Annotated in this window: 9 protein-coding genes; 3 read left to right on the top strand and 6 right to left on the bottom strand. The window is 63.2% G+C overall.

The window, feature by feature from the left end; genetic code table 11:
* Positions 1-75: 75 nt before the first annotated feature.
* Complete coding sequence (locus BUQ73_RS22900; protein WP_079229796.1) at positions 76-1,461, bottom strand: GntP family permease; 1,386 nt, start codon at positions 1,459-1,461, stop codon at positions 76-78.
* A 459-nt stretch (positions 1,462-1,920) separates the two neighbouring features.
* Here BUQ73_RS22900 and BUQ73_RS22895 point away from each other — a divergent pair, with 459 nt between their 5' ends.
* On the top strand, positions 1,921-2,850 hold the full coding sequence (locus BUQ73_RS22895; RefSeq protein WP_079229795.1) for a malate dehydrogenase: 930 nt from the start codon (positions 1,921-1,923) through the stop codon (positions 2,848-2,850).
* A 93-nt stretch (positions 2,851-2,943) separates the two neighbouring features.
* Here BUQ73_RS22895 and BUQ73_RS22890 read toward each other — a convergent pair whose 3' ends face one another.
* From BUQ73_RS22890 to BUQ73_RS22870, 5 genes are all read right to left on the bottom strand, one after another.
* Positions 2,944-3,903 (bottom strand): arsenic resistance protein, encoded by a 960-nt coding sequence (locus BUQ73_RS22890; protein ID WP_079229794.1) that lies wholly within the window; start codon positions 3,901-3,903, stop codon positions 2,944-2,946.
* A 168-nt stretch (positions 3,904-4,071) separates the two neighbouring features.
* A complete protein-coding gene (locus tag BUQ73_RS22885) occupies positions 4,072-4,665 on the bottom strand; it encodes a hypothetical protein (protein WP_079229793.1) in 594 nt (197 codons plus the stop codon).
* A gap of 29 nt (positions 4,666-4,694) precedes the next feature.
* Complete coding sequence (locus BUQ73_RS22880; RefSeq protein WP_079229792.1) at positions 4,695-5,288, bottom strand: hypothetical protein; 594 nt, start codon at positions 5,286-5,288, stop codon at positions 4,695-4,697.
* 146 nt (positions 5,289-5,434) lie between these two features.
* Entirely contained in the window at positions 5,435-6,688 is a 1,254-nt protein-coding gene (gene glyA, locus BUQ73_RS22875) for a serine hydroxymethyltransferase (protein ID WP_027918253.1), read from the bottom strand.
* Between the two features lie 326 nt (positions 6,689-7,014).
* Complete coding sequence (locus BUQ73_RS22870) at positions 7,015-10,845, bottom strand: EAL and GGDEF domain-containing protein (protein WP_079229791.1); 3,831 nt, start codon at positions 10,843-10,845, stop codon at positions 7,015-7,017.
* Between the two features lie 260 nt (positions 10,846-11,105).
* On the opposite strand from BUQ73_RS22870, the gene BUQ73_RS22865 reads away from it, so the two are divergent.
* Both BUQ73_RS22865 and ettA read left to right on the top strand, forming a co-directional pair.
* The gene (locus BUQ73_RS22865; protein ID WP_079229790.1) at positions 11,106-11,516 is read left to right on the top strand and encodes a hypothetical protein; all 411 of its coding nucleotides are present in this window, start codon (positions 11,106-11,108) and stop codon (positions 11,514-11,516) included.
* Positions 11,517-11,908: 392 nt separating this feature from the next.
* Positions 11,909-13,576: an energy-dependent translational throttle protein EttA gene (gene ettA / locus BUQ73_RS22860; protein ID WP_027918256.1), complete on the top strand. Its 1,668-nt coding sequence runs from the start codon at positions 11,909-11,911 to the stop codon at positions 13,574-13,576.
* Positions 13,577-13,709 lie beyond the last annotated feature (133 nt).

Genomic DNA, 13,709 nt, shown 5'->3' with positions numbered 1-13,709 from the left:
TTCAGGCAGCCTGGCGCGCACTTCACGAAAAGTATGCAGGAGTAATACGGCGGCCAGGCCCTTTCTAAATCCGCTTCAACCCACTGTAATCGCCGCGTTCAACACCAACACCACGATCAAACCAACCACCGCCACGATGGACTGCACCACCGAGATGGTCTTGGTCGCTTCGCCCATGGTCATGCCGAACGACTCTTTCACCATCCAGAATCCTGCATGGTTGGCATAGTTGAAGAACAGCGAACCGCAGCCGATGGACAAGGCCAGCAAAGGCAGGTTGAGGCTAGGGTCTGCACCTGCAAGCGGCGCCAGCAAGCCGGCAGCCCCTACGATACCCACCGTGGCGGAACCGGTAGACACCGACAGCAACATCGCGATCAGCCACCCCAGCAGCAATGGCGGGAAGGCCGACTGCTGGGTGAGGTGCACAATGGCATCGCCAACCTTGGCGCTGGTCAGCATTTCCTGAAACGCCCCACCGCCGGCGATGATCATGATGATGGAGGCGATAGGCTTGAGGCTTTTGCCCAGCGCATCGCGCAGCTGTTCGGCGTCGCCGCCGCGCGCCAGCACCAGGCTCGCACCGGCGAACAGCACGCCCAGCAGCATGGCGATCAGCGGGTTGCCCAGGAAGCTGGCCATTTCCAGCATCGCATTGCCCTTGGGCAGCACCATCTCGGCCACGGCGTGCACCAGCATCAGGAGCGCCGGTAGCAACGCGGCCAGCATGCCGATCAATACGCCGGGGCGGGGTTGGTCGTCGGCTTTTTCAGTCAGGGTGAACTGGTCCAGCAACGCCTGGTCGGGCCGCGTGCTCATGCGCGGCGCAATGAACAGGCCATACAGCGGGCCGCCCAGGATCATTGCAGGCACAGCCGCAAGGAAGCCATAGAGCATGGTCGGCCCAACCGAGGTCTTGAGCACGGCGATGGCGGTCAAGGGGCCAGGGTGCGGCGGTACCATGCCGTGCATGGCGGCAAGCGCCGAAATCACCGGCACACCTACATACACGTACGCCGAGCCTTTGAAGCGAGCCTTGCCTTCCAGCTTGCGCGCCACGCTGAAGATCAGCGGCAGCATGATCACCAGGCCTACCTCGAAGAACATGGGGATGCCGATCACAAAGGCAACCAGCATCATCGCCCACGGGATCATGCGGTCCGAGGTGCGCTTGAGGATGACGTCAGCAACCTGCTCCGTGACGCCAGCGTCCGCCAGTATCTTGCCTAGCATTGCGCCAAGCGCGATCACTACCCCAACGGCCCCCAGGGTCTTTCCGGCGCCGGTAAGCAGGTGGGAGACGATGCTGCCTGGCTCCATACGGGTGGCAAAACCTACCCCGATGGACACCACCAGCAAGGCCAGCAGCGGGTGCATCTTGAGGCGCGACACGATGAGCGTCACCAGCACCAGGACGCTGATCAAGGCAGTCAGTAACAGCTGTATATCTAACGGAGTCATTCAACAAATCTCGGTTGGGCTGGCGCTCGATCTGCACTCGAATTTTGCTGGAGTGGCAGGCGCCTCTACGGGCAATGCCAAGCTAGGGGGACAGTTGCAGGTGCAGCTAGGGTTTCGCGGGAGAGAAAGCGGCGTTCCAAAAACTGCCGCTCGCAGGCTGTTGCCCTGAGAGGGAAGATTCGGAGCTGGGAGGAATGGAGCTGAGGCCGACGGACGGAGGTGCCGCGCCGGGTAAACGAGCATCGCTAGGCAGAGCGTTCATGGAGCGATTCACCTTGTTATTTGGTCATCTATATGAATCTGGCCAGAGTATTCGCGGTGCGACGGGACGCTGTCAAGCGCAGGTGGTCGTGTCTACAGCCAGGCATCGCCTTCCGGTGGCCTTTTGGCCACGGCGGGCAATACTTCTTCCTATACGCAGGCGTGTACCTGGTGGCGCGCGCCGCTGGGAGGTGTCTGGTGAACAAACTGACAATCGTGGGTGCCGGCCTGGTCGGCGAGGCGGCGGCGCAGATCATCGCCCGGGATGAGTTGTGCCGTGAACTGGTGTTGATGGATGTGCAGGGTGAAATGGCGCAGGGCAAGGCGCTGGACGTCTGGCAGGCGGCGGTCGAGTCTGGTTCTGATACCCGGGTTGTCGGCGGGTCCAAGGCCGAAATGCTGCAGGGTTCGGAGCTGGTGGTGATCACTGCGGGCGTGCCGCGCAAGCCTGGCCAGTCGCGCCAGGATGTTTTGAGCATCAACCTGCCAATTCTCGATGGCATCATGCAGGACATCAATCGTCATGCGCCGGCAGCGACGGTGCTGGTGGTGTCGAACCCGGTCGATGTGCTGACCTATCGGGCCTGGTCGCTCAGCCCGCTCGGGCGGGGCAGGGTGTTCGGCCAGGCCGGGGTGCTGGATACCGCGCGCATGAAGTGTTTCATTGCCGAGGAGACGGGGTTCTCTGCCCGGGATATCTCGGCGCTGGTGCTGGGCGGGCATGGCGACAGCATGGTGCCGCTGATGCGCTACTGCCAGATCGGCTCGGTGCCGTTGTCGCACTTCCTGTCTGATGAGCAGATCGAGCGGATTGTGGAGCGCACACGTAAAGGTGGCGGCGAGATTCTGGGCTTGAAAAAGCTCGGCAGTGCTTGCGATGCGCCGGGCGTGGCCATAGCACAGATGGTGGATGCGATCGGTAATGGGCGGCACCGCATTCTGCCGGCGGTTGCGATTCTTGAAGGTGAATATGGGCGCACCGATATCGCCATGGGGGTGCCCTGTGTGCTGGCAGAGGAGGGGATCGCTCGGGTGATCGAACTGCCCCTGGATGCGCAGGAGCAGGCGATGTTTGATCACTCGGCAGATCAGGTGGCGCGGGATATTGCGGAGATGAAGGCGTTGTGAGTGAGGACGTGCGGCTTATGCGGGCGAGAATTTGGGGCTGCTTTGCAGCCCTTTCGCGACGCAAGGCCGCTCCTACAACGATTGCGTAATGGCCTACCGGGGTCGTATCAGCGCCGGAATGGCGCGGACGTAAATCAACTCGCTCACCAGTTCCACCAGCGTCTGGGTGATCACGGCAGCCGCTGCCAGCCCACGTAGGCCCTCTGGCAATGCCAGCGCCAACGGCAACACCACCAGCGAGTTTCGCGTTGCAGCGCTGAAGGTCACCGAGCGTGCCTCGGTCACTGGCAGGCGCAGCAGCCGTGCCGAAACAAACCCGAGCAGCGGCGCTAGCAGCATGAAGCCGACATACACCGGGATCACCGGCAGCAACTGGTCGAAGTCCCGCAACACCACGGCAATCTGCGAACCGATCACCGCCACCAGCACCAATGCCATGGCCGGTACCGGCATCCATGCCCAGGCGTCGTTCCAGGCCGATACCGCGCGGGAGCGTCGGGCGCTGGCGCTAGTGAGCACGGCGAGGAGCATTGGCAGCACGATCAGCAGCATGAAGGCTTCAATGAACGGGGCGATGCTGATGGTGACACCGTTGCTGTCGCCGAGCATCAAGGCCAGGTACACCGGCAGTAGCAGCAACTGCACCAGCAAAAGTACGGGTGTGGCGGCAAGGGTCAGGCGCGAGTCGCCTTTGCCGATGTGGGTAAACACCACCACGTAGTCGATGCATGGCGTGAGCAGTACCAGCAGGGCGCCGATGAGAACCGCCGGGTGGTCGGCCAGGCCGCGCGTGAGGGCCCAGACCAGTAATGGCACGAAAATGAAGTTGGCGAGCAGCAGCGCGGCCATGAAGCGGCGGTTGCCCAACCCCTGACGCAGGTCGAGGAAGGGAATTTGCAGGAACATCGCGTACATCAGCACGGCGATGGCAGGGGTGACCAGACTTTGCAGGTGGCGGGCGCTATCGCTGGCCAGCAGGCCGAAGGCGATCGCTGCAAGTACTGCGGCAAAGTAGACCGGGATCTGGTGGGTTTCGAGTTGCTCTCTGGTCAAGACGGGGCCTGTGGCTTGTTGCGCTTAGGGTGGCACAGGTTAATACGTGACAATGGGGGCTGCATGCTTTGCATGCACCGGTAGGGGCCCAGGGTCACCCGCGAACAGTGGCGGGTGAGCCCGCTTCCATAGAGATTGCGCCAGCTCTGATGGCGTGAGCACGGCAAATCAGGCCGGATTGAGCCAATCGACATCGCGTTCGTGAATGATCAGGCTCAAGGTCCCTTGGCTTGCAGCCGGGTAACAAGCCAGAAAGCCCCCTACTGGGTAAAGATTGTGGAGTTCCAGTGGATGCCCGTCCGCGCTTGCCAGCTGAATTTCCCTGCGGCCGTCTTCAAGCTGCGTCAGGTCGAATGCCTCACCCGTCTGTGCATCGGTCAGCGTCCACAGGCTTGGGTCTTTTGCTTTGATCGGTTGTACGTTCACCAGGCCATCGTCGGTGGTGAACACACCTTCGCCAAAATGGGGGCCGCTGCGCAGATAGATGCGATAACCCGCTTCGCCATGGCGGAAGTACAGTAACAACGCCGCTGGCTGGGGGGCTTGCTCGAATGTGATCAGCCCGATCTCCTGGCCGTGATGCCAGTCCGAGTCGGTGCCGTTCAACATGCCGAGGGTGGTGGCACCTTCAACGGCGTATGCCGGCACCTGGTGCGGGCTCGCCAACGTGACGGGCCCGGTGGTCATGTGGCCCAGAACGTTGATCGGCGCCTCAGCGACCTGCAGAGTGGCGGTGAAAGATAATGCGACGTGGTCAGCCATGGCTGGCCTCCTTGAGAAAGTGGTAGTGATCAGCGGCGAGCCCAATCAACTCCGCGCTCGATGATGTTCAGGCGTAAGGATGTAGCAGGCACTGATCTGCGGGTGATGAGGTAGCCGCCTTCACCGTCAGCGATCAGGTTGGTGGCCAGGGCTTGCCCGCTTGCCGCGCATTCGAAGTTGAGGATGGCAAAGTCGTTGGCCAGGTCGGCGAGGGTGACGATTTGTCCTGTATGGGCCAGGCGCAGTAGCCATGGTGAAGGGGCGGCGCTGGCCACCGGGGCAACGCTGGCAACGCCATATTTGCTCTTGAACACAGCTTGCCCGTCATGCGCACCACCACGGATGTACAGGCGGTAGCCTTGCTCGCTGTGCCGGAAGTAGAAACGGGGGGTGGACATTTCGCCGGTGAGGTGGAAATTGACGTGCCCGGCTTCGCGGGCGGCATCCCAGGCTTCGTCCGGGCTGCTCAATACCCCGAGTGCCTGGGAAACATCCATCGAGCCCAGGCTTGAGTCGGGGTGGGGCACCTCGATGATGCCTGCTGCCGCTTCGCTAAGCACGGTAAGCGGATGGCCGTTGACCAGCAGCGTGGCAGTGAAGGATAGGTTTTTGTGGTTCGCCATGTGTAGCCTCCTGCTCGTTTTCAGAGGAGGCGGCAGGTTAGGCGGCCTGGTTCGCTCAGCCCATCCGGAAGCAGTTCCGGAGCCTGGCGGCAGGCATGAAAAAGCCCGGCACCAGGCCGGGCTTTTTCACATCAGGCTTTCGCCAATCAGTTGCCGTAGACCGGCAGCTTCTTGCAGATGGCCTTGACTTTCTCACGTACGGCGTCGATCACCGCTTCGTTGTTCAGGTCAGCCAGGATGTCGCAGATCCAGCCGGCCAGTTCGCGGCACTCGGTTTCCTTGAAGCCACGGGTGGTGACGGCTGGGGTGCCGAAACGCAGGCCCGAGGTGACGAACGGGGAACGTGGGTCGTTCGGCACCGAGTTCTTGTTAACGGTGATGAAGGCTTTGCCCAGGGCAGCGTCAGCATCTTTGCCGGAAATTTCCTGCTTGATCAGCGACAGCAGGAACAGGTGGTTCTGGGTGCCGCCGGAAACGACGTCGAAACCACGCTCGATGAACACTTCGGCCATGGCCTGGGCGTTCTTCACGACCTGCTGCTGGTAAGCCTTGAACTCAGGCTGCAGCGCTTCCTTGAAGCAGATGGCCTTGGCGGCGATCACGTGCTCCAGCGGGCCGCCCTGGGCGCCCGGGAAGACGGCGGAGTTCAGCTTCTTCTCGATGTCGGCGTTGGCACGGGCCAGGATCAGGCCGCCACGTGGACCGCGCAGGGTCTTGTGGGTGGTGGTGGTGACCACGTCGGCGAATGGCACCGGGTTCGGGTACACGCCAGCGGCAACCAGGCCGGCAACGTGGGCCATGTCGACGAACAGGTAGGCACCGACCTTGTCGGCGATGGCGCGGAAGCGGGCGAAGTCCAGGACCTGCGAGTAAGCCGAGAAGCCGGCAACGATCATCTTCGGCTTGTGCTCGACCGCCAGGCGCTCGACTTCGTCGTAGTCGATCAGGCCGTTGCCGTCGATGCCGTACTGGATGGCGTTGTACAGCTTGCCCGACGAGCTTACCGAAGCGCCGTGGGTCAGGTGGCCACCGTGGGCCAGGCTCATGCCCAGGATGGTGTCACCGGCCGACAGCAGGGCCAGGTAGACCGCGGCGTTGGCTTGCGAGCCAGCGTGCGGCTGGACGTTGGCGTAGTCAGCGCCGAACAGTTCCTTGGCACGGTCGATGGCCAGTTGCTCGACCACGTCGACGTATTCGCAGCCACCGTAGTAGCGCTTGCCTGGGTAGCCTTCGGCGTACTTGTTGGTCAGGACCGAGCCCTGGGCTTCCATGACTGCCGGGCTGGTGTAGTTTTCCGAAGCGATCAGCTCGATATGCTCTTCCTGGCGCAGGGCTTCTTGCTGCATGGCTTCGAAGAGCTCGGCGTCGTACTTGGCAATGGTCAAATCACGGCTGAACATGGCGGTCCTCAAGGATCGGGGTAATTTGGGGGGGCATTCTAACCGATTGATCCGCGCCTGGCATATGAACTGGCATCAAGTCGCGGACCAATGGGGCTCATGTTGCATCCCGCGCCGTGTCTGGGCTGGCTGGGGTTGGGAGTTGACCCGAAAGTCCGGTTTCAGAGGTGGAAGTCTCAGCATCGGACATGATCGTTGTGGGAGCGGCCTTGCGTCGCGAAAGGGCTGCGCAGCGGCCCCAAGGATCTATGCAGCGCAGCACAACTGACTGGGGCTGCTTTGCAGCCCTTTCGCGACGCAAGGCCGCTCCCACAAGGAGCGCGTCATCACTGGAACATGAACAGGGTTTCGTTGGCGAACTGCGCCTCGAACTGGTTGGCCGGCATCGGCCGCCCGAACAGGTAGCCCTGCACCTCGTCACAGCCATGCTCGCGCAGGAACTCCAGTTGCTCATGGGTCTCCACGCCCTCGGCGATCACCGCCAGGTTAAGGCTGTGCGCCATGGCGATGATCGCCCGGGCAATCTGCGCATCCTGCTCGCCTTCGGGCAGGCCGTCGACGAAGGTGCGGTCGATCTTCAGCACGTCGATCGGGAACTGCTTGAGGTAGTTCAGCGACGAATAACCGGTGCCGAAGTCGTCGACCGCGATGCTCAGGCCGAGGTTCTTCAGGCTGGCCAGAATCTGCAGCGCCTCGTTGACCTCGCGCATCAGGATGCTCTCGGTCAGCTCCAGCTCCAGGCACGCCGGCGGCAGGCCGGTTTCCTCAAGGATGGTGGCGATCCGCGTGCCCAGCTGGCCGTCGGAGAACTGCCGCGCCGAGATGTTCACCGACACCTTCGGCACGCGTACCTTGTTCTTGTGCCAGACCTTGAGCTGGCGGCTGGCCTCGCGCAGCACCCAGTCGCCGACATCCACTACCAGGCCCAGTTCTTCGATCACCGGGATGAAGTCCCCCGGCGGCACCAGGCCGCGGGTCGGGTGGCGCCAGCGCAGCAGCGCTTCGGCGCCGGTCAGGCGCTTGCCGTCACCGCTGAACTGCGGCTGGTAGTAGAGGATGAACTCGTTCTGTTCCAGCGCGTGGCGCAGGTCGCTCTCCAGCTCCAGGCGCTCCAGGGCGCTGGCGTTCATTTCGGTCTGGTAGAACTGGAAGTTGTTCTTGCCGCGCTCCTTGGCGTGGTACATGGCGGTGTCGGCGTTCTTCATCAGCTGGCTCAGCTCGTTGCCGTCCTGCGGGCTGAGGGCGATGCCGACACTGGCGGTGACGAAGAACTCGCGGCCTTCCAGCACGAACGGCCGCACCAGGCTGCCAAGAATGCTCTCGGCCACGTGGATGGCGCGGTTCAGGGCCATCTCGCGGGTGGCGCGGGGCTGCAGCAGCAAGGTGAATTCATCGCCGCCCATGCGCGCCACGGTGTCGTCATCGTCGACGCAGGCCAGCAGGCGCAGGGCCATGTCCTTGAGCATGCGGTCGCCCGCGGCGTGGCCAAGGGAGTCGTTGATCGGTTTGAAGCGGTCGAGGTCGAGGAACATCAGCACCACCCACGACTTCTGCCGCTCGGCCTGCTGCAGCGCAGTATGCAGGCGGTCCTGGAACAGCGTGCGGTTGGGCAGGTGAGTCAGGGCGTCGTAGTAGGCCAGGCGGTGGATGCGCTGTTCGCTGGCCTTGCGCTCGCTGATGTCGGTGAAGAAGCATACATAGCTGGCCAGGTCGCCTTCGTCGTCGAGTACCGCGGTAATGCCGACCCAGGCCGGGTAACGGTCGCCGTCGCGGCGCTTGAGCCACACTTCGCCCTCCCAGCTGCCGCGCTGGTGCAGTTGCTTGAGCACGTAGCGCAGGTGGCTTTCCTGCTGGTCCTCGACCACCAGCATGGCCGGCAGCTGGTCGAGCACGTCGCTGACCGCGTAGCCACTGACCCGGCTGAATGCTTCGTTGGCCTGCACGATGTAGCCGGCCGGGTCGGTGATGAGGATCGCCGAAGTGGAGTGTTCGAAAACCGTCGCGGCCATGCGCAGGTCTTTTTCCGCACGGCGTTGCTGGCTGATGTCGCGGCCCACGCCGAGCACGCCCTCGAAGCGTTGCTGGTCGTCCCACACCAGCACCAGGCGCAATTCGATGGGGATCTTGCGGCCATCGGCGCGTAGGCAGTCGAACAGGAACAGTTGCGTCGGCAGCTGGCTGCGCAGTTGTGCCAGTTGCTCGCTGTCGCCCATGGCCTTGCTGACCCGCTCCATCAGGCTGTAGATGCCGGTGAGTTGGGAGGGGTTGGCGATGATCGACTGCCAGCCGTTGTCGAAGATCCAGTCGGCCTGGTAGCCCAGCACGGCCTGTACCGAGGGGCTGAGGTAGTTGAGTTGCAGGCGGCTGTCGGTGGAGAAGATCACGTCGCTGATGCTTTCGGCGAGCATGCGGTAGCGCTGCTCGCTGTCGCGCAACGACTGGCTGGCCTCGATCTGCACGGTGACATCCTTGCCCACGCCGATGATGCGTGTGACCAGGCCATCTTCGTCACGGGTCAGCACCTGCTCGCGGATTTCGTAGCAGCGCCAGCCGCCGTCGCGGTGGCGGAAGCGCAACTGAGTGTGCAGCGACTGGGCGTGAGCACTGTCGCGCTGTTGCTGGCGCAAAGCCTGGTAGTGCGCGGCGTCTTCAGGGTGCAGCAGCAACTCCCAGAAGCGGTCGCCCATCTGTGCAAGCTCGGTGCGGTCGTAGCCGAGCGTCTGGCCGAGGTGGCGGTTGCTGAAGATCATCCGCTGGCTGTGCACGTCCTGCACGTACAGCTGGTCGGGCACGGTACGCACTACGTCGGACCAGAAGCTTTCGCGCTCCAGCAGCGACAACTCCACCTGCTTGCGGCTGGTGATGTCGCTGATGCTGAGGATCACCGCCTGGTAGTCGCGACGCTGTTGCGGCAGGCGCGCCATCAGCCACAGGTGCAGTTCGCCACCCAGCGGTGCCGGCAGGCGCACTTCCAGTTCCAGCGACGGGCGTTGCTCGATCAAGGCGTCGATCAGTTGCATGCCGATGCTGTCGCGGCCCACACCGCTGCCGTCGATCAGCCGTTGCCAGGCCCCTTCGTGGCACTCGACGTTGAGCAGCTGGCGCGCCACCTGGTTGATCTCGGTGATCTTCAGTTCCAGCAGCAGCGAGCGGCGCAGGTTAGGGTCCAGCGCCAGGCTCTGTTTGAGCCCGGCCAGGTTGCGCAGGTGATAGCGGTCGAGCTGGCCGGGCAGGCTCGACAGGTCGAGTACACACAACGCTACGCCCGTGCCTTCGAAGATTTCGTGGTAGCGCCGGCGGTCTTCCTGCAAGGCGCGCTGGCGGCGGCGCATATTGATCAGTGCCAGCACCGGCAGCAGGGCGCAGAACAGCGCCAGCAGGCACTTGCCGATCAGTGCCGGCAGCAGTTTCTGCTGGGCCAGGCCTGCGTCGAACAGGCCACGCAATTGCCAGGCGCTGTTGTCGATGAACGCGAGCATCACGCTTTGCAGCGGTTCACCGCTGGTCTGTACCGGGGCGTGGCGCTCCAGTACCTCGCCGCTGCGGCTGTTTTCCAGCAGCCAGAGCGGGTGCCCGGGGCCGTCCAGGTGCACGGTGAGCGCCTGGTAATAGTCAGGGGACAGGCGCAGTAGCCAGTATCCACGGTCCTGTTCGGCCGCTTGGCGCAACAGCAGGTAGATGGTGCGGTTATCCGCCGCGTTGGCGAAGTAGTAGTTGCGGCCCTGGTTCAGCCCGACCAGTTCGTCAATCAGTTGGCGGTCGGGGCTGCCGGCCAGGCTGTCGCTGCGCAGTTGCCCGGCATGGTCCAGCCAGGCCACGTCGCGCAAGGCGGGTAGGCGTTCGCGCAGGGTTGCCAACAGGCTCGGCAGGGCGGCGGGCGTCGGTGCTTTGACGTAGGGCTGGACCACATTCAGGGCCTGCTGGGCCTTGAGCGCCATGTTCAGGCTCAGGTGGTCGGCCAGTTCGGCACTGGCGTCCAGGTTCATCTGGCGCTGGTCGGCCTGGGTGTGGCGGAACTGCGAGAACAGTTGCCACAGCAGCAAACCCAGCAGGATCAAGGCCAGCAGGGCCAGCGCACCTTTGACCGAACCACGCAGCGAAGCGACTGGGGCCGTCGAAGCGGGGCGCAGCAGAGTCGGATGATTGAGATTGGTCAAGCGTTGGTCCTGCGATTGGGCTGGCGATGGCAGGGTGGGAACATGCACGGTGTATGCCGGTATCTGCACAAGCCTGGACCGCGGCGGCGCACTATAAAGCCGGACATCCGAACGGGCTAGCATGCCTGTGATTATGGCAATGTGCCAGCCCTGTTGTCCGCCACCGATGGTCGTGGTGCGGCCGGCCCGTTCGGCAAGACCCTGCATCCTGTGCGAGAATGCCGCCCGCTTCAATGACAACGCATCGGAGATGTTCGGTTTTGGTTACTCACTTTTCCACCAATGGCCTCGATTCCGCCTGTGGGCGCAGCAGTCAGACCCTTGTCAGCACTGCCGTGACCGCGGACGTATCCTGCAAATCGTGCCAGCGCTCGCTGGTCAAACCAGACGCGGCTGCGGCCTCGAAAAACAAGACGCCATCGCTGGCTGAACTGCGCAAGACCGCCAAGGGGGCGGTGCCGGCGGTAGAAGCAGCGCCAGCGGCCGTTGCCGTCAAGCCGGCAAGCAAGGTGGTGAGCACGCCTGCTGCAGCCAAGCCTGCCAAGGTTGCCGAGCAACCGGCCCGCAGTGGTGGTTTCAGCGTCAAGGCCGCTTATGCCGCGCGCCTGGCCGAGCAGGGCGACCGTTGCCGCCTGCCGCGGGGCAAGGCTGGCAAGCAGCGCCACGTCTGAGCCATCTGCGGCTGCCATGCCGGCCCTTTCGCGGGCAAGCCCGCTCCCACAGGTATTGCGCGAGGCCTGAGTCTTGAGCTGTACCTGTGGCTATACCGTTACAGCATGAGGCCTGAGTCCTGGGCTGTAGTGGTTCTACAGTTACTGCATAAGGCTTCAATCATGTGCTGTACCTGTGGGAGCGGGCTTGCCCGCGAAGGGGGCCGGCACGGGCAATAAAAGCCCCTTCTGGATCACACCGCTCCCACCCCACCGTCCGACCACCCTGTGCAACGCCGCGCGTTGGCGTAGAATGGTCGACTTTGTTCAATACACCCCGTAAACACATCCCCCTGGCCACACTGCCGGGGCGATCGTCGATGTCTTTACCTATCTGATTAGAGGGCTTGGTTTTGGCTCAATACGTCTACACCATGCATCGGCTGAGCAAGGTCGTGCCGCCGAAGCGGGAAATTCTCAAGAACATTTCCCTGTCGTTCTTCCCAGGCGCCAAGATCGGCGTGCTCGGCCTGAACGGCGCCGGTAAATCGACCCTGCTGCGGATCATGGCGGGCGTCGACAAGGAATTCGACGGCGAAGCCCGTCCGATGCCCGACATCAACGTGGGTTACCTGCCACAGGAACCGCAACTGGACCCGAACAAGTCCGTGCGTGAAGTGGTCGAGGAAGCCGTCAGCGTGATCAAGGACGCCCAGGCTCGCCTGGACGAGGTCTACGCTGCCTACGCCGAGCCGGATGCCGACTTCGACAAGCTGGCCGCCGAACAGGCCAAGCTCGAGGCCATCCTGCAGGCCGCTGACGGCCACAACCTGGAGCGTCAGCTGGACGTCGCTGCCGACGCCCTGCGCCTGCCGGCCTGGGATGCCCGCATCGAACACCTGTCCGGTGGCGAGAAGCGCCGTGTGGCCCTGTGCCGCTTGCTGCTGTCGGCGCCCGACATGCTGCTGCTCGACGAACCGACCAACCACCTGGACGCCGACTCGGTAGCCTGGCTGGAGCGCTTCCTGCACGACTTCCCGGGCACCGTGGTAGCGATTACCCACGACCGTTACTTCCTCGACAACGTCGCCGGCTGGATCCTCGAACTGGACCGCGGCGCCGGTATCCCGTACGAAGGCAACTACTCGGGCTGGCTGGAAGCCAAGTCGGACCGCCTGGCGCAGGAATCCAAGCAGCAGAGCGCCCACGAGAAGGCCATGAAAGAGGAACTGGAGTGGGTGCGCAAAGGCGCCAAGGCCCGCCAGTCCAAATCCAAGGCCCGTCTGCAGCGCTTCGAGGAAATGCAGTCGCAGGAATTCCAGAAGCGCAGCGAGACCAACGAGATCTACATCCCGGCCGGCCCGCGCCTGGGCGACAAGGTCATCGAGTTCAAGAACGTCACCAAGGGCTACGGCGATCGCGTGCTGATCGACAACCTGTCGTTCGCCATGCCAAAAGGCGCCATCGTCGGCGTTATCGGTGGTAACGGTGCCGGTAAATCGACCCTGTTCCGCATGCTGATGGGCAAGGAACAACCGGACTCGGGCAGCATCGAGATCGGCGAAACCGTGCAGCTGGCTTGCGTGGACCAGAGCCGCGAAGACCTCGACGGTTCCAAGACAGTGTTCCAGCAGATCTCCGACGGTTCCGACCAGATCCGCATCGGTAGCTACGAGATCCCGTCGCGTACCTACGTCGGCCGCTTCAACTTCAAGGGTGGCGACCAGCAGAAGTTCGTCAAGGACCTGTCCGGTGGTGAGCGTGGCCGCCTGCACCTGGCCCTGACCCTGAAGGAGGGCGGCAACGTCCTGCTGCTCGACGAACCGTCCAACGACCTCGACGTCGAAACCCTGCGTTCGCTGGAAGAAGCCCTGCTGGACTTCCCGGGCGCCGCCATCGTGATTTCCCACGACCGCTGGTTCCTGGACCGTGTGGCCACTCACATCCTGGCGTACGAAGACGACTCGAACGTGGTGTTCTTCGAGGGCAACTACACCGAGTACGAAGCCGATCGCAAGAAGCGCCTGGGCGATGCCGCTGCCCAGCCGCACCGTGTACGGCACAAGAAGCTGGCCCAGTAAGCCGGTTTTCTGATGCACAAGAATGGGGCCCTTAGCGGCCCCATTTTTGTGCCTGGCTGGAAAGTGCTGTTGGCCTCATTCGCGGGCAAGCCCGCTCCCACAGGTAAGGCGCTGTACCCAAGGTTTGCATGAC

The organism is Pseudomonas putida (assembly GCF_002025705.1).
In the GTDB taxonomy this organism is placed as follows: domain Bacteria; phylum Pseudomonadota; class Gammaproteobacteria; order Pseudomonadales; family Pseudomonadaceae; genus Aquipseudomonas; species Aquipseudomonas putida_J.
Note: the sequence above shows the minus strand (reverse complement) of the source record. Positions and strands in the feature narration are given on the sequence as shown.